Source organism: Wolbachia endosymbiont (group B) of Athalia cordata (genome assembly GCF_947251845.1).
Taxonomy (GTDB): Bacteria; Pseudomonadota; Alphaproteobacteria; order Rickettsiales; family Anaplasmataceae; genus Wolbachia.
This window is the reverse complement of the sequence record NZ_OX366383.1, coordinates 903358-927282: the sequence shown is the minus strand read 5'-3', so window position 1 is coordinate 927282 and position 23925 is coordinate 903358. Positions and strand designations below refer to the sequence as shown.

Below are 23925 nucleotides of genomic sequence, written 5' to 3'. Positions count from 1 at the left end.
CTCTTACGCAGTAGGCTGAATGAAGATACCATCGAACTTCACCTCCTTGAGCTTTTCATTTGGCTCAAAGCCTTCGATCTCAAAATTCTGTACTGCTTCTCGCATAAATTCAGTTTCATAAGAATTACTTGACAATAGCTCTGTTGTTTCTCTAGTATTAAACACTCTAGTTACTGGACTTTTCCAATTCGTGGTAACCTCTGTCCAGTGATCTATATTTTTATTTAGAGTAATTTGTGCCGGGACTGGATCAAAAGCTTGATATGGATTGATCTTTTCTCCTTTAGTCTGTAAAAGCTGCTCCAGTACCGGTTCAAGTTCATATGGCAAAAGATATCTTTCCCCACCTTTTTCAATATCTGCAACTTCTACATCTATTGGCAGAACTAGCTCTCTATTTACTATTGCTGCAGACTGGGAAATTCCTTGATCACGCATATCATCATCAAAGAATGAATCAACAAATACTCCTTTTTTGGTGGTAGGTTCTCTTGAATTTGCATCATTGCGTAAACGTTCCTGTGCAACTAGAGCATAAAGATCATTTATTCCTTTTTTCATTGCTTCAAGCTCATTCATCGGTACAGCATGAATAGCATTATTCACTATTTTTACCCCTTCTTTTTCTCCGTTTTTCCACGTCTGATGAATGTAGCAGAGCAAAAGTTGTCCAGAGGGCGCTTTAGGCATCGATGGTCGCCAAGGGTGAGCTATACCTTTTATTCTCCTTACTGCTCCTTTGCTATCGATAGTAATTAAATCATAGCGGGGCATTTTCCAGGTGTAATCAATCAGAACCAAGCTGTTATCAACTGCTCCTTTTACTTTGCATCCCTGTTCACTTATATCTTCAGGGCTTACATGAGTACGACAGCGGTAAGTTATTTGATAACTACTTCCAGGAGCTGGTTCTTTACCTGGTAATGACCAATCAATGTTTCCTGCGTTTAATTTGTAATCTATACTATTTTCATAAATAACATTGCCTTGTTTAACTTGAATAATCTCAAGTACTGCAGAGTCAGGTATCGGATCAATAGCTCCAGAGTATGAACCATGAGTAACAGTAATGGTTTTCTGAACAGTTATATCTACTTTTTTAATTTCACTTATTGGAAAATCATTAACTTTAAGTTCCATTACTCTTTGGCTATTTGGCTGAAAAGTATGCGGTTCTGATTCAACTAATTTTATATCAGGATCTTCATCAAAGGAAACACGAATACTGTGAGGTAACTCAATTTCATAGCCATCAACATGAGCTTTGCCCTCATTAATCACAAATATTTTTTTTCCTCCTTCTCCCTCTTTCTTTTGCAAGAACATTACTTCAAGACCATTTACGACGTAGGAACCATTGGCTTCTTTGTCATAACGAGCAAGAGCAGTAGTTACTATGTTTGCTTGTGGTGGAGGTGAATGTTCTATTAATACTCCATTTTCAATATTGTAAATTGGGTAAAATTCGCCATTTGTAGAGTTAACAGTAACACTTTCTACTTGGTATCCCCAAATGGTGGAAACTTTAAGCCTTGCTGCTCCTACTTCCTGATAATTTCTTGTACCAATTGCAGGATCACGAAGGTTTTCATCCTCAAGTTCTGTAATGGTAGATTCTACATAATAAACACCTATGCGAACTATAGTACTCAGTGGAATAGTAAATTCTTCTTTTTCGACTTTTCTAACTGCTCCACGCAGATAGATTTTTCCTCCTTCAAGAGTAACTTTACCAGTTTCTCTATCTATAATACAATTACTTCCTGTTACAACATCACCATCACGAAATATTGCATCTCCTATGCCTTTAAGCTTAGAAAGAGCATACTCCTGAGTTTCATTTAATTCTGCAGACTGTAAACCTCTTCCTGCCAGGAACAAGCTTTTTTCGTATTCTTTGTCAGGATTAAAACGGTTATAATAGGCGTTTAAAGTCATTTTGTTTCAAAAAGTTACAACAAATGAAAAAGTTTCCCGAGTTGCAGATGTTCTGATAAGTGGTACTGTATGTTCCAAAACCAATAAAATCCCATGGTCTTCTATATCTTGAGGTTCAAAATATCTCTGTCCTTCAGGTAATTCTTTTTTTACTTTAGTACCAACCATAACCCCTAGCTCTCTGATTACTCGATTTGCTGCATCCGTGAAATCGAAAGTGAATTTGAGAAAAAGATTATTGGTTGGTACATCAGAAGGCCTAAACCTTCCAGAAGGAGTTATAAGTTCGCCGTTTTCATCACCTGTGCAGAATAGCACTTCATCTGCAGTACGTCTGCCAAGTTCATTCAAGAGCTTTATAGAATTTATAGGTTCAGGTGGTGTGCTTTGAATGTACTCTATGGTAACTTTATCACTTACTGGAATAGAGCTATTTTCCGTACGTTTAATTACACCAGTACTGCTATCAACTATATAATCTATACTTGGCTGATAAGTTGTTTGTCCTGTAAAAACCCTTACATCTTTAATAGTATGGTGATCTAGAGCTATTTCATCCTCAACAAAAACTTTTTCGACTTGATGACTACTTTCCCAATTGGCATCACCACTGCCCCAAGCAAGATGGATAGATTGCTTTTTGATGCTGGCTGCTATTGCTGCTCTGCCTGATTGCGTTAGAATTGACATTATCTGTTTTCAACCCTCCTATTATATATAATCGCTTTTTCTCTTCAATTTGTTCAATTTTTTTTTATTATTTTTTTATGGTAGTATTGACACAACTGTTTAATATACTACAGTTGTCATAATATTTTTTCTTTTGGATAATGATTGCCAATCAAGAATTCTGGGAAGATGATCTTGAAGTTCCTGCTACTGAGTTACTATTGAGTTTTCAAAATCCTGATTTGTGCAAAAGTTGGATTAACTCTCTTAATAATAAGCAATTAAATGTTATTCTTAAACAACACTTCAATTATCAACAGCATTTGTTTGATAATAGTCCTTATTATGACTATAGGTCAGTTCAGCAAAAGCGTAAATTCCTTATCGACAGCAACCTTGATTATTTACCTAATTATTATTTAATCAGCTACTTTAGCCGTTTGAAGTCTGATTCAGCCATAATTGAGATAGCAAAGCCTATATTGAGTGGCGATGTAAAATATGATAAAAAATCTATACTATTTACTCTCTTTCTTATTGACCATAACTTGCTGAAGCACGTCTTTCTTTTTAATAAAGTTCAAAAAAGAAGTTTTTCATCATTTATTTTAAATAATCCTCCAAGACAAAGACAGAGCTCATTTAAAGATTTTTTGTCGAAAGAGGTACTGCGAGAGATATTAACTCAACATGATTCTCTAGCAAATGACAACTTTGAAAGTAAGTTCAAAGGTTTTTTTTACTACCAAGACCGCATTTACTTATTTATACGTCGTGCTAGTGATTCAGACCTGGTACTTAGCTCAAACCAAGTAATACACGGTTACAAACCTGACTGGATTATTCTTGACTTCTCTTTAAATAGCAATCAGGTAAATTTGTGTACTAAAAACCTCAAACGTGGCTTAGAAATAGCAAACAGCATTGCCAGTCGATATTTTCAACGTGAATGCTCATTTATTAATCTACGTAATCAGAATAAAGTTGCCCAAGTGCGTACATTCTTGACTGACTGTGTACATGAATTAATAAAAGACATCAAATTAATTGAATTAAAGTTTACGTCACCTGAACCAAGCACTTATTTTACATTAAACACAAATTCCATAGAAAAGTGGTTAAAGGTGTTAGAGCCTTCAATTGGCAGTATAATCTACAATATTAGTCTTGTTCAACATATAAAGGTGATATTTAGAAACAAAAAAGTTACTCTATCTTTTCATGCCAATACAGACTATATAGCGATCAATTATTCAGAACACGTACTTGATAAAAAAGAACGTGAAGATTTTAAGTTAATGTTTTCCAATACTTATGGACTTACCATTCTGTCAAAAGCAAAATCCAACTTTCTACAGGCAAATAGTTACTAATCTGCTACGGTGGAGTGACTCTTATGATACACCTAGCAGAGATTATTTAGAAGTTGCACAATACCTGTCAAGTCTTGGGTTTGTAAATTTAAGAGAATATTACTTTATAATCTGTGCTAATGATGAAGATGAGTTTGATTTTCATGTAATAAATCCTTTCTGCAACAATAGATTAGAAATTGTCAGCGATTATGATGAAGATTATGATAACCCAATAATGTGTGACCTCTGTGAACGTGATATTTTACCTGATACTTATAAAAAACAGCGTTACTTTTCTTTAGAGGTAAAAGTTAATCATTTGAAAGTTATAGAATGGTTTGAAAAGCAATTAGCAAGTTTAAAGATTACTTGTAATAAAGTAGCAACCGGAGTTTATTATGTTATTGTTGACACAAGCCTTATCAGCTTAATTATTCCCGAATGCTGTCCTGATAACTCATACTCTGCTGTGGATAAGTTAAAAACCACCCCTACTGCTTTAATAACTTTTAATAAGGAGAGTCTTAAGCCACCACTGAATCTACACATTGTTCCTATAGCAGATCTAATTTGCGAAGATCAAAGTTTAAATGAAGTATTGCATCAAACAGTAGAAAAAGGAGTACCAGAATTATTACCTAATGTTTCTTTTCAGGCATTCAATTGCTATTCTTACATTCCATTGCAACAGACTAAGTCTACTCCAGCAGAAAAGACTTTTCAGCTCCATATTAAAGGCAATGACATTTGTGTTAATGGTATAGGAGTTATCGAAACACAGTCAAAGTCTGGAAGAATATTTTTTATTTTCTTAGATCAATTTTTTCATGACTTTAAAAGTGGAATTTCTCCAGAGCAATACAAAACTTTAAACGTTGGAGAAATTGCAAATCGCTTAGAAAACATTCACGATGTTGAACAACAAATTCGCAAACCAATAAATAGAATGCAAAAAACTATAGCAGAGAAATTGGCTATAACTTTAGGTTTAAATGTCAAAAAAGACGATATTATTCAAACTCTGCCATGGTCAGGGATAGGTACTAAGGAATATGGCTACAGGCTTAATCCTTTTACTATTGTTCTTAAAAAATGAGTGTTATTAAATATCTCTCCTCGTTAAATGCTCAGCCACTTTCATAACTTTTACGCGCTCTGGTATTTCTTTTTCATAGAATTTAATATAACCTGAAGCAACTAATGCGTTAACATATCTACGAATGGAATGACAACTCTTCAAACCAAATGTATCTTCAAATAAATAGCAAAATTGGCTTTTAGTATAAAATTTTCCCTTAGCTGCTCTCTCATTAATTAACCGTAAAATGATGTCATAACTTTTTTTTCGACGTTGTTTTACAGTTGGTTTTTCTGATACAGTTTGCCAACTGTCATTTACTTTTTCGATCTGCATAGGTAAAATAGATTTACCATTTCTAAGTTCAAATATCAATTGACGAGTATTTTGTTCTCCGTTTGGCTTGATCATCATTATCCCTGAAGTATAAAAACTTCTTAAAGCCGATGCTCCGCTAAAGTTTTGAAATGGTTCCTCTACTAATGACTTTTTCGATACCTTGTTAGTATTGTGCGTTAAAATGATTCCACAACTAGGGTTTGTTATAGACCTCAATTTTTCAACTCTATCTTTTAAAAAACAAAACATCGAGCTATTACTATTTTCTCCTTTATATTGATTGAAATCAAAAACACCACGTAGTGTATCTATAGCAATGATATCAACTGTTTTAACGTCTAGTCTCTCTGCTATAATATCTTTTACTTCTTCTACTCCTTGAGAATTCAAAAGTAAGCTTGTTTTTGGTGTAATAATTAAATTTTTTGATATTAATTCTAGAGATTTATCATCAAATTTCAATTGTTGTAGCCGTTCCTTAATGTAGGGATATTCAAGATCAGTTTGAAGATAAAAGATCTTTAATGGTCTAATTGGAACCATACTCAAAAACGGTAGTCCCGCTGACAGATGTGCTAACCAAGAAAGCAGTAGATCAGTCTTGCCAACCTTTGGAGCTCCTCCAAGTAGTAAAAGTCCTCCAGGAGTAAGAATTCTCGGTAAAATTATATCCTCTGGTGATGGAGATTTATCATTTAGATAATGACTAGCAGGAAATGCTTTTTTCTCAGATAATACACTTAAACTTTCACGGTTCTCAGATGATATACCTAAACTTTCAGGATTCTCACAGGACATACCTAAATTGTCTAGTTCCACTGCTACTTTTTTAACATATTGTTCATCTTTTTCCGGCCAAATTATTATATGCTTATCTGTTAGCATAGACCAATCCGTTTTCTCAATATCATCATCTATTGCAGTTGTTGCTGTAAAACCTCTCTTTATTAAACTATCAGCACGGTTTTCACCTTTAACTATAATCACTTCATCAGACTTAATAATACCGGGAATGTTATATAATGGCTTCAGACCATTCCTAGAGGTTCTTAGATTCCATATATGTCTATAATTGTTTTTATACAAATAAACATAAGCTATAGCCTCATTATTTTTATCAAGGTAGCTATATTTTGCTATTATACGCTCACTAAGCCACTTGGTTATAAGGCTGGTAATCTCAGAAAAATCAGTTTTATTGGTTATTATGCTCCAGAGTTCAATAATATCTCCGTTAGTTTTCTTATCACAGTTATACCAAGTGCCAGTTTGCTTACCTTCTGCCACTACCATCAAGTGGTCTTTATTAATATTTCCAGAATAGAACCCATAACCAAATTTACCACCAGGCAATAAGTAAGACAGACACTCTTTAATATTGTGAGCCAATAACATTTTTATCTCTTGTCTTGATTCAGTAATGCAAAACTCCATGTAACCTCCGATTAATTTACTATAAAAATAGTTGCAATTTATTTAGAATGGTATCCAATCAGCGTCTGAATTTTTCTCTTGTTCAGGAGTAATGACCGTAGCAATTCTGTTCCTATCTCCATAGGTATTATTAGCCTCAATGCCTACTTTTGCTGTGAACTCCAGGCCGTTTAAATCTGCAATTGAGTTGATTTTTCGCGCAAGAACTGCTTTTTCTGATGTGTCATTTGTATGAATATTACGAGCTGACTCTAAAATACTGCGAATCATAGAACGTCCAGATTCTCCCCAAGTATCTTCTTTACCTTCTGATTTGCCACTTTTAATACCAATTATTTGGTAAATCTTACATTTTGCGTATGGACCTTCAATGACGGTAAATTCAGCGTTTAAATAGATGCTGCCAGTATCATAGCTTTTAGTGAACCAATTTTCGTAACCACCAGGCTTAATTGCCATTTTTACCTTGACTATTGTACCTTTAGGTATTAAACTACTCTGTAGTTTCGCATTATTGAAATCAGTTAAAAAATCTTGCAGCATAAGTTGCCCCCTATATATCAATTGATTTTAAAAAAAAGCTCAGTTATTCCATTGATCAAGAAGCTGCCAGCTACCGTTGATCTTATCGATAAGTTTATTTGGCACACGTTCACCATTGCGTAGCTCAAATACTATTTGACGTCTGGTACTTTCCTCATCATAAGCAACCATCACCATGCCAGTAGTGTAAAATCCCCTGAGAGATCCAGCACCACTTAAGCCCTGAAATGGATCTTCTTCGAGCATTTTCTTGGATAATTTTTTCGTGTGATGCGTTAATATTATTCCAGCATTTGGGTTAATAGCATTACGTAGTTTTTCAAGAGTTTTTTGCAGAAAGAATAGCATAGCGCTATTATCGTTTTCATTGCCATACTCACTATTAAAGATGTTGCGCAGAGGGTCCACTGCCAAAATATCAGGCTTAAAGCGTTCCTTCGCAATTTCTTTTATGTAATTTATTTCTTCATGGCAAAATGATAAATGCACTTTTGGCGTAATTATTAGGTTATTAGCAGCTATTGCCAAAAGTTCTGGATCAAGTTGAAGACATTGCAAACGTTCCTTCATATATTCGTATTCAATTTCAGTTTGCATGTAGAAGATTTTCAAAGGTCTACTTGGAGTCATACCAAGAAAAGAAACACCTGCAGCCATATGGACAAGCCAAGAGATCAAAAAGTCACTTTTACCTATTTTAGGAGGGCCACCTAGAACCAATAAACTTCTCTGAGTTAAAATTCTTGGTGAGACGATGTCTTTCGGTATAGATGATTGGTCATTCAAATATTCTTTCATACTGAAAAAGGGAATCTTTTGACCAGTAGTTAAAAAGTCTTGTAACATATGTAACCTCCAAAAGTTAGTTGTGTGGCATAAATTGAGTAGAAGTAGAAAAGGTTTTAGTTTTGATTTTTGTAAGTAATTTACCTAAATGCGGCTCTTCAACCATATCAAGGCAACCACTACGATCTTTAGCAGGATATCCCCAAGAATTAATAGTATGGCAAACAAAGGAACGTACCTCTGTACCATCATCCTTCTTGATGCTTACCATGCTAATTACTTCATCAACAATACCAGGTATTTCACTGGCAGTTTTAGCTCCTTCGCATTGTGGTAGCCAAGTTGGGCGATTGAAGTCATCTAAATATTGACCTAACGTACCAACTGTAATGATATCTTTATTGGGAATATGTTGAAACTGATTGAGCCAAGCCATCATTTCTTGAGCAAGTAACCCGTATGCAGCTCTCATGTCTTGTTTGCCATTTCTGTCAGAGAAAGCTTCTGGTTGCATTTTTGCCCATAAAAGACATAACCGCGAGGCTACTGTAATACTGTCGATAAAAATACAGCTATATTTAGAGAATTCTAGATCTTTGTACTTACTGAATACATGCTCATAGTGTCTTTGACTATATGCTGAATCAGATTTTAATGCAGGATTAGGTCCACCAATTAGGCAGGCAATATCGCGAGCTTGATTCCAGGTACGAATACTTATAGAATCCCCTTGCCAATCTTGAACAGCAAGTAGCCCAGCTTCAAAATCAAGACAAAGTGTCGGTTCATTCAAAGTTTTAAGCAGACTGGTCTTACCAATTCCATATGGTCCGAAGATTACTATCTTCACACCTGTTACCATTTTTACTCTTTGTTCACTATTTATTATTTTTAAAGTCATAGTTTTATTACCCCTTCATAATATGTAATCGCAAAATGACGACGATTTGTTCAAAAATTTTCATAAATATATTTTGAGATGAGCAAGTTTAGCGCGTATTTGTTCTCTAATGTCATAGATGGTTGTTCTAGATATTCCATGTATTTCTGCGATTTCAGAGATACTATGAGATTCAAGCTGATAACAAATGTCCTGCCAGAGCTTTGGTAGTTTTGAAATTGCTTCGTTTATATCAACACTAGCTGCTACTTTATCTGCAAAATTACTATTTTCATCAATAACATCATCCAAGTCAGTAATATCAACAAATGCTACGCCTGCTTTACTACCACGTTTAGCACAGGATTGTTTGCGTAGAAGGCTTATTGCATGGTTTTTTATGACACTATGAATAAATGCATTTCTACCACTTTCTTCACCATTATACTGGCTTAAATCAGACCAAGTTTCACATAAGAGCTGCTGCTTTATATCTTCAATATCAGAATTAACACAGCATTTATAAGATTTAATTTGTCTAGCACGTTTTCGTATTTGTTTAATGATTGAAGGATCAATACCAGGATATTTATTTTTAGATTGCATATAGCACTCCATGAAAGATTGAAAGGAATAAGGATGAAGGGTTTTAACCTCACTTTGTACGGCATGGGAAAAATTCGTTCCCCCATATGAAAAAATAAAACTATTGATATTCTGGCCTTTTTTCTTGAAGCATCCCCCATGTGAAAAATTTGTTCAGACATGGTTCGGTGAAAAGAAGAAAAATAGGTTGATCCAATAAGATTTCTACTAAAGAATTAAAGATTTTATAAAACTTTTTTAACCCTATAAAGAAAGGTGAATTTTTTTGTCAGGCTTGTAAGAAATTTCTTTACAAACAACAAGCGTTATTGCATAGAGGTGGTATAATTCATTACAGAATCGTCTTGAAACGCAATTGAAGGTCATTTTATTTTTTTCTAAGCATTTGTTTAACCGCTTCTTTCTGGAGCATCTAAAATTCATAGTCCTCTATAATAATTATACCGGATTAGTCACAACTTTTTCCGGAAATTTTTCAAAAAAAGTTTAAATAATTTTAAAATTGGTTCGATAAAGCTCATCAAAAAGACAAAAATGATTAGGCCTTTTAAATCTACTAAAGACTTTGATTTTAAAACTCAGCATGTTTATCCTTCCACTGTTTGTTAGGTTTTTTATGTTCTTTCAAGTTAATTCAGCTTTAAAAAAAATTTCTTTATAACTAAAATAAAACATGATAAAGTTGGGCAGGAATCTTTTGCGAAGTTAAAATGTAGTGTTAATTGCCTTTTAATCGGTTTTAATGTGGTTTATAAGCGTTCTTTAGTTCAAGGTAGTATAATTGACCTTAAAGTCGTAGAATCTTTTAAAAACGCTATTGTGAGCCATTTGTTCTTTTTTATTCAATTTAAATATCTTAGTAATATTTTTGTAGTCTTTTTACTTTCATTAACATTTTATACTGTTTGTAATTTACTATTATTTATTATTACTTTTATTTATTACTCATATATATTATATAATAATATAAGGGTTTTAGGAACGTAGAATCAGCCATAATGGCCAACTTTAGAGGGGTGCTTTCTAGGAACACTTTTAGGAATAGAGAGTATAAAGTTTAGGTTTCTAGAGGTATTTTTCATTCCTTAATTTCTGATTACTGATTCAGTAACGCAGGAATAGGAACATAATTCAATTATTAGTGGTATGATTTTTTATATATTCTATCAACTTCTAGTTGAAGTTATAATATATAATGTATTCCAATGCTTGTAATAAAAAAATAGGGTAAACCCTCAGATGCTTGAAGAGCTTACCCGTAATTTTATCTACAACTAATTTTGTTATTGGAAAGACAAATAGAACATATTATGAATTTGCTTAAACTCTTCAATTATAGTCAAAAAGGGCTGTTTCTAATTTGTCTTGTTAGCAATGAGATTTGGTATAAGAGGTTGTCCGGAAACTAGTAAAAGGCTATGATATTTGAAATTTTAGTATGGGGTAAAGATGAGAAAAAAGTATCCAACAGATCTAAGTGAAAGGGAGTGGGCACAAATAGAGAAGTACTTCAGAGTATCATACAAAAAAGGAGGAAGACCGCCAAAATATAGTAAAAGAAAAATGTTAGAGGGAATTTTCTATGTATTGCGTACAGGGTGCCAATGGCGGTATTTACCAAATGATTTTCCGCTATGGAAGACTGTATATGAGCAGTTTAGGCAATGGAAGAAACAGAGGATTTTTGAGAAAATGAACTATGATATCACTAAATATAGTAGGTCAAAAATGGGAAGAAATGAAGAGCCGAGCGCATGCATAGTGGACAGTCAGTCGGTAAAAACCACGGAAAAAGGGGGATCAAAGGTTATGATGGTGCAAAAAAGGTAAAGGGGAGAAAAAGACATATAATCACAGATACTCAAGGATTTGTGCTTGGTTGCTATGTAGGAGCTGCAAGCGAAAATGACAGAGATGGGGTGAAGATGGCATTGGACAATATGAAGAAAAAATACAGCAATATTAAGAAAATGTGGGCTGATATGGGGTACCAAGGAAAAGATTTAAAAACCCATATAGAGGAGGAATATGGGATAGACATTGAAATTGTGAAAAGGCCTCCATGTAGGTTTTGGGTGCATAAAGATACACCACTAGAACTATTGCCACAACGGGATCCTGGATTTTCAGTACAGCCGAGAAGGTGGGTGGTAGAGAGGACTTTTGCTTGGATCAATAGAAATAGAAGACTATCAAAGGAGTACGATTTACTTACAACATCTACTGAAAGTTTCATATATCTGGCTATGAGTAAAGTTATGTTAAGTAGGAAATATGCTTGAGTTTACTAGTTTCCGGACAACCTCTAATACCTTCAGCTCCATGAATAAATTTTCCAACACCACGAGCAAAAGGGCCTTCTCTAACATCAAGCCATTTATCTTCTCTCGAGCCTGTAGACATTCCTTTTACTAACTTCTTTGTTTGTAGAAGTTCTTGTACTATACGCTCTAGTCTATCTCTCCCTAGACCATGAAGAATATCAGGTAATCTGTGCCGTTGTTTGTATACTCCTGTATTTCCTGTATGAGTGAATGGATGCCCTGCAACAGCAGATCTTGCAATTGCATCAACAAGATACATTTTAAGGTCTTTTTCACTAGCATTTTTACCTTTTAGTTGCACTGTTATATCTTCTAATAGCCCTGTTTCTTGGTTTCTCAGGTAAGTACGTACAGTTCGGTCAGCTAAACCATTTGCCTTAACAACTGCTCCATAAAATAACGCATTCTGTCTTGGAGCTTCTCCTATTGATTGAAAGATCTCTGGCTTAGCTGTACCTTCTACTGGCCAAAAAGCATATGAGCATCTGACACCATTAACAAGAGCAGATGTGCCTCTAATTGCATCACGTGCTTGTTCAGCAGTTAATATAGGCTTTTCTCCTTTTGGTTTTCTCAGATGATGAGCAGTAACTATCGAAGCTCCGGTACTACATGCTAAATCAGACAAGAAACACATTAGATAATCTCCTACAGCAGGATCAGCATTTATGTCTGCATGAATAAACGATGCAAGAGGATCAAACACAACTAATTTTAGATCTTTAATTTTATCAAGTTGTTTTATTATAGACTCAAATTCAGGCGAAACTTCAATAATTTTACCACGAATACTTCTCAGTATTGTCAGTGATCCTCTTACGTTTGGTAGTGGTACTATAAACAGCTTATCTTTAAATTTTAATCTTTTACATTCAGGATCAAGACGTTCAAGCCGACGGTGTACCTCGCCTGCATCATCTTCTGCTGAAAAGATTACTACTGATCCATGTTCAGTAACAGGTGAACCAAAACCACATATCTGATCTGTGTCACTTGCAACCTTAAGCGCCAAATCGAGGAGTAGCATACCCTTACCTGTATCTCCCATAGCAGCTACTATTGAAGTAACACCCAAGGGAAATATTCCTTCAACAAGAAACTTTTGCTCTGGTACTGGACCTACAAAACGATCTGCACTCCAGTCTAAAATGTTCAGTGGTGGTCTAATAATTACCTTTTTCAAGTTATTTTCAATGAAGTCAGAAACATTTGTGTTTTCTTGTACATAGTCCGCAGCATCCCAACCTTTTGGTTTACCTTCTGGAATTTTGACTATAGAAAGCGATGCAATACCTAAGCTGAGAAGTTTTGTAGTAGCATTTTCAGCATATTGTTTACCAGGCTCATCGTTATCCGGCCAAATAACAATATGCTTGCCTTTAAGTTGTGACCAGTCAGTTTTGTCCGCATCTGCATTTGCTCCAGACATTGTGGTTGTTGCAGTAATTCCTTTTTCTATTAGTGCTTCTGCGCATTTTTCACCTTCAACAAGAATGATTTTATCAGACTTCAAAATACCAGGGATATTGTATAGTGGTCTTGTATCAGGTGCTTTATAACTCAACGTTTTAACATTAAAAGGCTTGTATACTTTTTTCTTTCCAGGAAAATCAGAACGGTAAACTTTTACAATCACCTGACCATTTTCATCATAATAATTCCAACTGTAGGTAATAAATTTCTCAAAGTCTTCGTCAATGTATTGCTTCTCTGTATATTTTTTGTTATACCCAAGCCACTCAGCTATAGAAGCCATTATCTCATGAAATTCTGTTTTGGAGTGTACTTCTGCCCAAAGATCAATAATATCACCACCTTGATTTGTTGCAAAATCTTTCCAAAGCCCAGCTTTACTACCAGTTAATTCTACTACTAAACTTTTTCCTCGATTACCATGTACATCACCTACATAAAACCTATTACCATGAAAAACCCCATTTGGTAGCAAGTAAGAAAGACAAGATCTGAGATCGGCCAGAAGCCTTAATTTTATGTTCGCTGTTTCTTCTGATGATGGTAGATAACTTTGTGAAATAGTATTGTTGAAATCGCATGAAATATTCATAAATTCTCCATTAAAACTTATCAGGGATTTTTTCTGTTTCCTCATAAGTAATTAATCGCAAAATGAAATGAATTTGTTCAGCGTAATTTGAAAAAACATAAAAAATAATATTTTTTTGAACATTCTGTGAAGTTTTTGCGATATATATTAGTAGAGGGGTATGAAAGTTTGAAACTCGTAATTTTCACTCCCACTATTTTCAAGAGGTAACTTAAGTGTCCATGTTATTGCTTAGGCTACCTCCAAACAAATATCTTACAGAATGTCAATCCTAACACTGGACCTCGGCAAACAAACGGGCTGGGCTATTCTACATGATGGAATAGTTCAAAGTGGCAGTGAGAGTTTTCATACTAGTCGTTTTAGTGGAGGTGGCATGTGCTTCTTAAATTTTCGTAATTGGCTTAATTCTTTGAAAGAGATTTCTGTAGTGTATTTTGAGGAAGTAAGAAGACATCTAGGAACTGATGCAGCGCATTGCTACGGTGGTTTTCTTGCCGTTCTATCTGCTTGGTGTGAAGAACATCATGTGCCGTACAAAGGTGTTAATGTTAAAACTATCAAACGCTTTATAGCTGGTAATGGTAACGCAAGTAAGAGTGAAGTTATTGAAGCGATACGTGAAAAAGGTTTTTTACCTAGAGATGATAATGAGGCCGATGCTTTGGCATTAATGTTCTATATTAGTAAAGATATTAATAAGACGAAAAATCCATAAAAAGTGGGTCCTTTCGGCCATACTGGCGGGTTTGGTGGGTCAGACCCCAGGCCTTCTTTAGCGTCAGAGATATTTTGAATATTAACTTTTTAATTATTAAGATATGAATTTAGCAATCCACTACTATCCTGTTGAAAACCTCGTCGAATATAAGCGTAATCCTCGTAAAAATGATGATGTAGTAAATAGAATGTGTGCTTCTATTCGGGAATTTGGCTTTCGTATACCAATAGTTGCAAAAAGCGATGGAACTGTGGTTGATGGTCATTTAAGACTTAAAGCAGCAAGAAAACTTGGTATGGAAAGTATTCCAGTGGTCTTAAGTGATAATCTAAATGAACCACAAACCAAAGCTTTTCGGTTACTGGCAAATCAATCAGCTAATTGGGCAAAGTGGGATGATGAGCTTTTGAAAGTAGAAATTCAAGAGTTAGAAGATTTACAGTTTGATCTTAAAATGACTGGATTTGAATTAGAAAAAGTTCAACATTTCCTTGATGATTTAGATAGTGAAAAAGAAGATCTTTCTGACTTAGCTATTGATGACAAAAAAGTAACAAAACCAGGTGATCTATGGATTTTAGGTGATCATCGAATCTATTGTGGTGATAGCTCTGTAGTTGAATCATATAAAGCGCTGTTAGATGATAAAATGGCAGATATTACTGTGTGTGATCCTCCATATAATGTTGATTATGGTAGCAGTCAGGAGAGAGAAGATAAAAAAATATTAAATGATAATCAAGGTGAAAAGTACGAACTTTTTCTCTACGACATCTGTTCCAATATTTTAGCATATACGAAAGGTGCAATTTACATCTGCATATCATCATCAGAGTTTTCAACGTTGCAAAAAGTATTTGAAGAAGCAGGTGGTCGTTGGTCAACATTTATCATTTGGGCAAAGAATCATTTTACACTAGGCAGATCAGATTATCAAAGACAATACGAAGCAATGCTCTACGGTTGGAAAAATGGCAATAAACGTGAGTGGCATGGAGGAAGAAATCAAAGTGATCTGTGGTTTTATGATAAGCCAACGCACAATACACTACACCCAACGATGAAGCCAGTAGAGCTAATGGAGAGAGCAATAGTAAACAGCAGCAGATCAGGAGACATAGTTCTTGATCCATTTAGCGGCTCTGGAAGTACACTGATTGCATGTGAGAGAACAGGAAGAATTTGTAGGACAATAGAGTTAGATTCAAAATTTGTAGATGTAACCATAAAACGTTGGCAAATATATACCGGAAGAGATGCCCTTTTAGCCAGTACTGGTAAAACTTTTGCAGAAATTCAAGAAGAAAATTCGTAAAAAGGAGCAATAAAGAGAGGAGGAAAAGAGTGGAAAAAATCACACAAACAGAGTGGGCAAGAGAACAAGGATTTTCAAAGCAATACGTCTGTTATTTAGTAAAGAAAGGAATAGTTGAGCTGGAGAATGGACTCATTGACCGAGAACAAGCAAATAGGGCTATAGAAACAATCAGAGATCCAAGTCAACCGCTGAGAAGAAAAAACTATTCAGAAAACGGAGAAAAGCTTTCCACAATGTTGCTAAAAACGCGAATAAAAAATGAGATGGAACGTGGTAAATTGCTTGAGGCAAAAGCTAAGGCTGAAATAGGAGAACTTGTAGCAGTAGAGGAAGTAAAGCGCGATGCATTTAACGTAGCAAGAGTTGTCCGTAATAATTTGCTTAATATTCCAAATAGAGTTTCAGCACTGCTTGCATCACTGAGTGACACTGAAAAGATTCATATGGCGCTAACCGAAGAGATTACAAACTCATTACAAGAATTATCTAACGCTAAATTTGAATAATGTCTGCTAAGTTAAGTTTAGAATTAATAAAGTGCCTCATTAATCAACCTGGATTAGATGTTAATGTCAGAGGATCAAACGGAAAGACACCACTGCATTATGCAGTAGAAATTAACGAGCTTAGTATGGTTGCACTCTTACTGAACAGGAAAAATATTAATCCACTGATCGCTGATGATGATGGTAAAAGTGCGCTTTCTTGTGCAAGAGAAGAAATATTACAAGCACTAATCAATCATAAATATGGATCAGAGGGAGATAGCTTGCTTCACTTAGCTGCGATGTTGAATGAAGCAAATGCTGTAAGATTTTTACTTAACAAAGGAGTTAATGTTAATGAGCAGAATGCTTTACTACATACACCATTACACTTAGCGGCAGGAGCTGGACATGAAGAAATAGTAGAAATTTTAATTAGAGAAGGAAACGCGGATAAGGATGTTCTTGACGTGAGAAATCATGCAGCAATTCATTATGCAGTAAACAACAAGAAGCTAGAAGTAGTAAAATTACTTTCAAATCTTGGTGCGAATGTCAATATAGCTGGTAGCGGCAGAAATGCAATGAAATTATCTTCTTTGCACGTAGCTATAAGTAGTAGTAATTACGACGAAAGGGACTTATGTTTAGATATTGTAAGATGCTTAATAAATGTTCCTAATGCTGGGGTTAACTTACAAGATTATGAAAATAAAACGCCACTACATTATGCTGAAAGGCTGAAAACAATAGAAGTTTTACTAACGCGAGAAGATATAGACCCTTTAATTAAGGATGATAATGGCAAGACACCATTTTGTTATGCAAAAGAAGCAAATAGATTAGATATAGTAAAGATTTTAGCAAGTAATAGATACGGAGCTGATAAAAACAGTTTGCTTCATTTAGCTGCCAGAAAAGGATATGAAGACCTAATAGACGGTATTCTTGGTGAAGGAGTTGAAATAGATGCTGTAGATGAGAGTGGAAAAACGGGAATTTATGTTGCTGCAAAGCATGGTCACTTTAACGTAGTAAAGTTGTTGCTAAAGAGAGGAGCAGATGCCACGGATGTTTTTCAGTATGCAATAATAACGAACAACGCAAAATTAATAAAATTACTGAGCAAAGAGAAGGAAATAGTGCTATTTGGAAGACAGAAGAACTTTCCAACATTTCATTTATTGAGCAATAAATATTTTGAAGAAAGGAAAATAGCAGACAAAAAAATAAAGAAATATATCAATATTGTCTGTGTTTCTATAACAGTATGTGCAATAGTGATAGTGGCTAACATTATAGCTGCGGTAATGGTGGGAATAGTTGCGTTCATAGCTGCAATAACAATGAGTAATTTAACTCAGAAGTACATAGAAGAAGCACTTGAAAAGAAAATGTTTATTGAACTTGAAAGTGAGAAAACAAGTGAGTGCAGTTCTATTTTAAGTGATGTTGAGGTATCATCTAATGATGGTGAAGAGCTAGCGATATGATATATGCTACATCTTTTTCTGAAGGTTTAAAACCAGATCCAGAGCTTAAAGTATCAGAGTGGGCGAATGAGTATCGAGTTCTAGCATCAACTGCAGCATCAGAGCCAGGTAAATGGAGAACGGAAAGAACTCCTTATTTAAAAGAAATAATGGATTCACTATCACCATCTTCACCTGCAGAAAAAGTAGTATTCATGAAAGGAGCGCAGATTGGGGGAACAGAAGCTGGTAACAATTGGATTGGCTACATCATAGATCAGACACCAGGTCCAATGCTGGTAGTACAGCCAACAGTTGAAATGGGAAAGCGTTGGTCAAAAGGAAGGTTTGCGCCGTTAATAGAGAGTACGCCATGTTTAAAGAGTAAAGTAAAAGACCCAAGATCAAGAGATTCAGGGAATACTGTACAAAGTAAGGAATTTCCAGGTGGAATAGTAGTAATAACCGGAGCAAATAGCAGTGTAGGACTTCGTTCTATGCCAGTAAAATATCTCTTTCTTGATGAGATAGATGCATATCCAGGAGATTCAGGAGGAGAAGGAGATCCAGTTTTACTCAGCATAGCTCGTACCAATACATTTGCACGGCGAAAGATTTTTTTAGTATCAACACCAACGATTCATGGAATAAGCAGAATTGAGAAAGAATTTGAAGCAACAGATAAGAGATATTTTTTTGTTCCCTGTCCGTATTGTAATTACTATCAAGTTCTAAAATGGTCACAAATAAAATGGGAAGATAAAAATCCAAGTACAGCACACTATATATGTATAGAATGTGGTGAAAAGATAGAAAATCATCAAAAGACAGAGATGCTTGAACGTGGAGAATGGAGAGCTACAAATCCAATGAAAGGTGAGAAAAAAGGATTTCATCTTTCAAGTCTTTATAGTCCAGTAGGCTGGTATAGCTGGACTCAAGCAGTAGAAGATTTTCTTCATGCAAAAGAAAGTGAACAATTACTGAAGGTTTGGATAAATACTACACTTGGAGAAACCTGGGTAGATAAAGGAGAAGTACCAGACTGGAAGCAATTATTTAACAGGAGAGAATTTTTTCAGATTGGCACAGTACCAAGGAGAGAAGTGGTACTTACTGCAGGAGTAGATGTCCAAAAAGATCGTCTAGAGGTGGAAGTTGTAGCATGGGGAAAAAGTCGTGAAAGTTGGTCAATAGACTACCAGGTATTTGAAGGTGATACTGGAGGAGGAGAAGTATGGGGAAAACTTTCGGAGCTCCTCAATCATCATTTTATCGGTGAAAATGGTCTTGAATACATGATAAGTATGATGGCGGTTGATGCTGGGTATGCGACACAAGAAGTATACAATTGGGTAAGAGGTCATCAAGGCTCTGGAAGAGTAATGGCAGTAAAAGGTGTAAATAAAGCATTAGTACCACTTAGCAGCCCAAGTAGAGTTGATATAACAGTTGGTGGTCAAAAGCTAAAAAGAGGAATAAAGCTCTGGCCAGTGGGAGTATCGATATTAAAATCAGAGCTTTTTCAGCTACTTAATATTTTAAAAGAAGGTGAAGAAGCTCCAGCAGGATACTGTCATTTTCCTGAGTATGCACCTGAGTATTTTAAGCAGCTAACGGCAGAGCAATTAGTCAGCAAGGTAGTAAAAGGATACACTAAACAAGAGTGGCAGAAGGTAAGAGAAAGAAATGAAGTACTAGATTGCCGAATTTATGCGAGAGCAGCATCTATTGCACTTGGAATTGATCGTTGGCCAGAGAGTAAATGGAGTAGTTTAAGTGGAAAAATAGAAAGTAAAAAACCTAAAAAAGTGAGACAGAGTAAATGGCTTAGTAGTCAAAATGTACAGTGAAGAATATTTAACTCAAGTTGAGAAAGCAATTCAAAAACTGCAAAGCGGAGAGCGAGTAGTATCAATTGCATATGGTGACCATGTGGTGAGATATGCTGAAGTTCAGATAAATGACTTGCTGAATTTACGGCAACGTATTAAGGCTGAATTGAAAATTGCAGGTGTGAGACCGAAGAGAAGAATTGTGATTGCGACAAGTAAGGGGATTGACAAAATTAATTAAAAATATAATACTATATATTGAGAATATTATAACTATAGGAGGTAACATGAATATAAAAGAATTACAAGAAGAACTAGTTGGAAAAATTGCGTTGATTCCTACAGAAAATGATAAAGTTAGTGTTGAAAGAGCATTAAAGATTGTCGATGAGGTAAAAGATCATATTAACGATACCATTGTTTTCGGTGATCAGCGTCTTACAGCTTTAGATTATGTGATTATTGCTGACAGCCAAGGTAGTAATCCAAAAATAAGTGAAAGACCAAGAATAGGTAATAGAGCATTAAAAGAGCTAGAAGATGCTATTAGAAATATTGGAGGAAGAACATCAGAGGAGTTAGGGCTGGTACAAAACATCTCCTATAGTCGAAGTGAATTTCAGAGAGCTGTAAGAGATTTCCTGGAGGGAACTAGAGAAATGAATCTTATAATGACCGGAATTGAAGGCTCATACAGAAATTCATATCGTCGAACAACGAGAGATATTCCTCGTATTTTCGCTCATTCTGCCCTATTTGCAGGTTCGCTCTACCTAGTATGTACATCTGGAAATTATAATGATGAAGAGTTTTCAATGTCTAGGTATTTAACAGGTATATTTGGAATAGGAGTTTTCACTATGTTGCAAGTACCACAGATCATGAATTGTTTAAGAGAGCTCACTCTTGGTCAACAGGAGAGACAACCTTTTATGAGTTTAGAAAACGCCACTGTGCAACCTAATATAGAAGAAAGGAGTCTATCTTAAATTTAAGTGTACTTCTGGTAAAAATTAAATAGAGATGTGCTTGTATAGGAACTGCTTGAATAAATAACAGGTGTTGATAGCTTATTGACTGGATTTTCTAGCAGTTCACTTTAGTTACAAATAGTGCAACAATCTGTTGCGTAGTTAACAATCTAAATGTTACTCAAATCATTCAAACAACTATTTAACAAACCAAAGATAAAAAGTTCTGCATGGGATGCAGCAGGCTCAGGGAGAAGATTTTTTCACTTTCAACCAGAGTTAGGAAGTATAAACAATTTGCTGTCTCAAAGCCTTGAAACTTTACGTAGTAGATCACGTGATATGGTGAGAAAAAATCCATATGCAGCAAATATTATTGATACAATAGTAAGTAACTCTATTGGAACAGGAATAAAACCGCAATCAAAAGCAAGAGATGGGGAATTTCGAAAGAAAGTGCAAGAGTTATGGCTAAAATGGACAGATGAAGCAGATAGCTGTGGAATAAGTGATTTTTATGGATTACAAGCTCTAGTATGCAGAAGTATGATAGAGGGAGGAGAATGTTTTGTACGTTTAAGAACGAGAAAGCTAGAGGATAGATTTTCTGTACCGCTACAACTGCAAGTACTTGAGTCTGAACATTTAGATAATAAAACAAATCAAACTTTAGGAAATGGTAATGTAATAAGAAACGGGATTGAGTTCAATAGACTTGGGCAAAGAGAAGCATATTACTTATTTAGAGAACATCCAGGAGAAGGCTCATTTGGAGAATCAGTGAGAGTACCAGCAAATGATGTTTTACATATTTATAGACCTTTAAGACCTGGGCAAATTAGAGGAGAGCCATGGCTTTCGAGTATACTTCTGAAACTTTATGAGCTTGATCAATACGATGATGCAGAGCTAGTGAGAAAGAAAACTGCAGCAATGTTTGCGGGATTTATTACAAGACTCGATCCAGAAGCAAATATCATGGGAGAAGGTGAAGCAAGTGAGCAAGGAGTAGCACTATCTGGCCTGGAACCTGGAACAATGCAGCTTTTAGACCCAGGAGAGGACATAAAGTTTTCAGAGCCATCTGATGTTGGAGGAAGTTATGAAGCGTTTATAAGACAGCAACTCAGGGCAATAGCGATTGGTACAGGGATAACATATGAGCAGCTAACAGGAGATTTAACCGGCGTTAATTATTCATCCATTCGAGCAGGGCTGATAGAGTTTCGTCGTCGATGCGCTATGCTGCAACATAACGTTATAGTATTCCAATTTTGCAGACCAGTATGGAGTAGATGGCTAGAACTTGCCACTTTATCTGGAGAGCTTTCTACAACAGATAATCAAGTATTTAAAGATGTAAAATGGATACCACAGGGATTTGATTGGGTGGATCCACTGAAAGACCAGCAAGCACAGCAAATGGCAGTAAGGAATGGATTTAAGAGTCGATCGGAAGTAGTATCAGAAATGGGTTACGATGTAGAAGAAATTGACCAAGAAATAGCAGAAGATCAAAAGCGTTCTGATTCTTTCAACCTTTTCTTTGATTCTGATGTCAGGACACAAACAAAATAAATCTCATTTACATTATGAAAATTTTACAAACCAACTGGCTATGTAGGCCGATGATGATAGAGCAAAAAAGCTTTGACCTGTTGTCACTATATAACGGAAAACAACCTATCTTTAAAAATATAAAACATGCAGTAAATCAGAATATAGAAAAAACAGCAGTAATAGCAATACATGGAATTTTGACCAAAAAACCAGGGGCTTTTGACGATTTTCTGGGAATGACATCATATGAGAAAATTCAAGAAGAAATAGAAGAAGCATTATCAAACAAAGATATAGAAACTATTCTGCTTGATATAGATAGCCCCGGAGGAGAGGTAAACGGTATATTTGACCTAGCTGACTTTATTTATGAATCAAGAGCAAAAAAGAGGATAATAGCGATAGCAAATGATGATGCATACTCTGCTGCATATGCTATAGCCTCTAGCGCTGAGAAGGTATTTGTGAGCAGAACTTCTGGTATTGGCAGTATAGGAGTAATAGCAAGTCATATAGATCAAAGTGGGTTTGATGAAAAACAGGGAATAAAATATACCACAGTATTTGCAGGAAGTAGAAAAAATGATTTAAATCCACATGAGCCAATGACGTCTGAAAGTCTGGAAAGCTTACAAAAAGAAGTAGACCGACTATATGAAATGTTTGTGCAGCTAATAGCGAGGAACAGAGGTCTTTCAATTGAAAAGATTCGATCAACGGAAGCAGGGCTATATTTTGGGGAGAAAGCAGTAGAGATAGGTCTTGCAGACGGAATTACAATTCTTTCATCTATTAATAAAAACAGGAGTATTACTATGAATGAACAAACTACAACTGACCTAGAAACTGATAATTTAACTAATAAAATCAAAAATGACAGTTATCATGCTGAAGTTCTTGAATTAATACGTTTATGCAACTTATCACGAATGCCAGAGAAAATAGGAGAATTTATAGAGCAGAATGTTAGCAGCAAACAAGCACAAGAAATATTAATGTCGATACTTGCAGAACGAACAATGAAGACTGAAATTTTAAGCACATTACCACAGAATTCGTCAGAAGATTTAATGATACAGGTAGCAAGAAGTCGTGCACAATCTGGCATTTAGAATATTCGTAGTATAACAAAAGTAAAAAATAAAGGGGAAAAGCAAAATGAGTACTATAACAGAACAAAATAACCTTGGGGATCTTCTGAAATACGAAGTTTCAAATCTATATTCAAGAGACCAAATAACAGTAGCTAAAGGTCAAAATCTTAAGCTTGGTGCAGTAGTTGCCAAAAAGACGGAAGATGGTTTTATTAGAGTACTTAATCCTGCTGGAACAGATGGCACACAAACAGCAATAGGTGCAATAGTAAGTGATGTAAATGCGACAGAAAATGCCAAAGCAGTAATTATTACTCGTGGTGCAATACTAGCAGATCATGCAGTTGTGTGGCCAGCAAATATCACTGAAGAACAGAAAGCTGAAGCAATAAAGCAACTTGAAGGACGAGGGATCATTGTCCGCAAGGGAGTGTAACTTAAATTAATAAGGG

Annotated in this window: 21 protein-coding genes; 13 read left to right on the top strand and 8 right to left on the bottom strand. The window is 35.3% G+C overall.

Annotated elements, in window-relative coordinates; translation table 11 throughout:
* Window positions 1-3: 3 nt before the first annotated feature.
* Window positions 4-1938 carry a DUF4815 domain-containing protein gene (locus tag OPR30_RS04230; RefSeq protein ID WP_265030481.1) on the bottom strand — a complete coding sequence of 645 codons (1935 nt, stop codon included), beginning with the start codon at window positions 1936-1938 and terminating at the stop codon, window positions 4-6.
* Window positions 1939-1944: 6 nt separating this feature from the next.
* Window positions 1945-2628, bottom strand: a complete 684-nt coding sequence (locus OPR30_RS04225) for a hypothetical protein (RefSeq protein WP_265030480.1) — start codon at window positions 2626-2628, stop codon at window positions 1945-1947.
* Between the two features lie 140 nt (window positions 2629-2768).
* Here OPR30_RS04225 and OPR30_RS04220 point away from each other — a divergent pair, with 140 nt between their 5' ends.
* Both OPR30_RS04220 and OPR30_RS04215 read left to right on the top strand, forming a co-directional pair.
* Complete coding sequence (locus OPR30_RS04220; RefSeq protein ID WP_007301877.1) at window positions 2769-3980, top strand: hypothetical protein; 1212 nt, start codon at window positions 2769-2771, stop codon at window positions 3978-3980.
* Window positions 3922-5058: a hypothetical protein gene (locus OPR30_RS04215; protein ID WP_007303017.1), complete on the top strand. Its 1137-nt coding sequence runs from the start codon at window positions 3922-3924 to the stop codon at window positions 5056-5058. The genes OPR30_RS04220 and OPR30_RS04215 overlap by 59 nt, the downstream gene beginning before the upstream one ends.
* A 6-nt stretch (window positions 5059-5064) precedes the next feature.
* Here the strand turns inward: OPR30_RS04215 and OPR30_RS04210 are convergent, their stop codons facing one another.
* From OPR30_RS04210 to OPR30_RS04190, 5 genes are read right to left on the bottom strand one after another with little or no spacing between them, the layout of a single operon-like run.
* Entirely contained in the window at window positions 5065-6813 is a 1749-nt protein-coding gene (locus OPR30_RS04210; RefSeq protein ID WP_012482040.1) for an AAA family ATPase, read from the bottom strand.
* 42 nt (window positions 6814-6855) lie between these two features.
* Window positions 6856-7356, bottom strand: coding sequence for a hypothetical protein (locus OPR30_RS04205; protein ID WP_007301871.1), 501 nt, complete (start codon window positions 7354-7356; stop codon window positions 6856-6858).
* A gap of 39 nt (window positions 7357-7395) precedes the next feature.
* Window positions 7396-8202: an AAA family ATPase gene (locus OPR30_RS04200; protein ID WP_007301870.1), complete on the bottom strand. Its 807-nt coding sequence runs from the start codon at window positions 8200-8202 to the stop codon at window positions 7396-7398.
* A gap of 16 nt (window positions 8203-8218) precedes the next feature.
* Complete coding sequence (locus tag OPR30_RS04195) at window positions 8219-9043, bottom strand: ATP-binding protein (RefSeq protein WP_012482039.1); 825 nt, start codon at window positions 9041-9043, stop codon at window positions 8219-8221.
* A gap of 60 nt (window positions 9044-9103) precedes the next feature.
* Window positions 9104-9628: a sigma-70 family RNA polymerase sigma factor gene (locus OPR30_RS04190; protein WP_007301868.1), complete on the bottom strand. Its 525-nt coding sequence runs from the start codon at window positions 9626-9628 to the stop codon at window positions 9104-9106.
* A gap of 1449 nt (window positions 9629-11077) precedes the next feature.
* Here OPR30_RS04190 and OPR30_RS04185 point away from each other — a divergent pair.
* Window positions 11078-11910, top strand: a protein-coding gene (locus OPR30_RS04185) for an IS5 family transposase (RefSeq protein WP_265030479.1) whose coding sequence is annotated in 2 segments (ribosomal slippage) — window positions 11078-11444 and window positions 11444-11910 — 834 coding nt in all. Because the reading frame shifts where the segments join, the coding sequence is not laid out codon by codon here.
* On the opposite strand, the gene OPR30_RS04180 is transcribed toward OPR30_RS04185, so the two are convergent.
* Window positions 11885-14017, bottom strand: a complete 2133-nt coding sequence (locus OPR30_RS04180) for an AAA family ATPase (RefSeq protein WP_406829196.1) — start codon at window positions 14015-14017, stop codon at window positions 11885-11887. The two genes, OPR30_RS04185 and OPR30_RS04180, sit on opposite strands and share 26 nt — an antisense overlap.
* A 262-nt stretch (window positions 14018-14279) precedes the next feature.
* Between OPR30_RS04180 and OPR30_RS04175 the strand changes: the two genes are divergently transcribed.
* The 10 genes from OPR30_RS04175 to OPR30_RS04130 all read left to right on the top strand — a co-directional run bounded on the left by OPR30_RS04175 (window position 14280) and on the right by OPR30_RS04130 (window position 23909).
* Window positions 14280-14735 (top strand): crossover junction endodeoxyribonuclease RuvC, encoded by a 456-nt coding sequence (locus OPR30_RS04175; RefSeq protein WP_265030477.1) that lies wholly within the window; start codon window positions 14280-14282, stop codon window positions 14733-14735.
* Between the two features lie 103 nt (window positions 14736-14838).
* Window positions 14839-16053, top strand: a complete 1215-nt coding sequence (locus OPR30_RS04170) for a DNA modification methylase (RefSeq protein WP_265030476.1) — start codon at window positions 14839-14841, stop codon at window positions 16051-16053.
* 29 nt (window positions 16054-16082) lie between these two features.
* The gene (locus OPR30_RS04165; RefSeq protein ID WP_262986455.1) at window positions 16083-16562 is read left to right on the top strand and encodes a hypothetical protein; all 480 of its coding nucleotides are present in this window, start codon (window positions 16083-16085) and stop codon (window positions 16560-16562) included.
* The gene (locus OPR30_RS04160) at window positions 16562-18034 is read left to right on the top strand and encodes an ankyrin repeat domain-containing protein (protein WP_019078512.1); all 1473 of its coding nucleotides are present in this window, start codon (window positions 16562-16564) and stop codon (window positions 18032-18034) included. The genes OPR30_RS04165 and OPR30_RS04160 overlap by 1 nt, the downstream gene beginning before the upstream one ends.
* Window positions 18031-19866 (top strand): phage terminase large subunit family protein, encoded by a 1836-nt coding sequence (locus OPR30_RS04155; RefSeq protein ID WP_265030475.1) that lies wholly within the window; start codon window positions 18031-18033, stop codon window positions 19864-19866. The genes OPR30_RS04160 and OPR30_RS04155 overlap by 4 nt, the downstream gene beginning before the upstream one ends.
* Window positions 19856-20089 carry a gpW family protein gene (locus tag OPR30_RS04150; RefSeq protein WP_265030474.1) on the top strand — a complete coding sequence of 78 codons (234 nt, stop codon included), beginning with the start codon at window positions 19856-19858 and terminating at the stop codon, window positions 20087-20089. Before OPR30_RS04155 ends, OPR30_RS04150 begins: the two co-directional genes overlap by 11 nt.
* Window positions 20090-20135: 46 nt before the next feature.
* On the top strand, window positions 20136-20837 hold the full coding sequence (locus OPR30_RS04145; protein ID WP_265030473.1) for a hypothetical protein: 702 nt from the start codon (window positions 20136-20138) through the stop codon (window positions 20835-20837).
* A gap of 156 nt (window positions 20838-20993) precedes the next feature.
* Window positions 20994-22397, top strand: coding sequence for a phage portal protein (locus OPR30_RS04140; protein ID WP_265030472.1), 1404 nt, complete (start codon window positions 20994-20996; stop codon window positions 22395-22397).
* A gap of 14 nt (window positions 22398-22411) precedes the next feature.
* A complete protein-coding gene (locus OPR30_RS04135) occupies window positions 22412-23491 on the top strand; it encodes a S49 family peptidase (protein ID WP_265030471.1) in 1080 nt (359 codons plus the stop codon).
* Between the two features lie 46 nt (window positions 23492-23537).
* Window positions 23538-23909 carry a head decoration protein gene (locus tag OPR30_RS04130; protein ID WP_265030470.1) on the top strand — a complete coding sequence of 124 codons (372 nt, stop codon included), beginning with the start codon at window positions 23538-23540 and terminating at the stop codon, window positions 23907-23909.
* The last annotated feature ends 16 nt before the right edge of the window (window positions 23910-23925 follow it).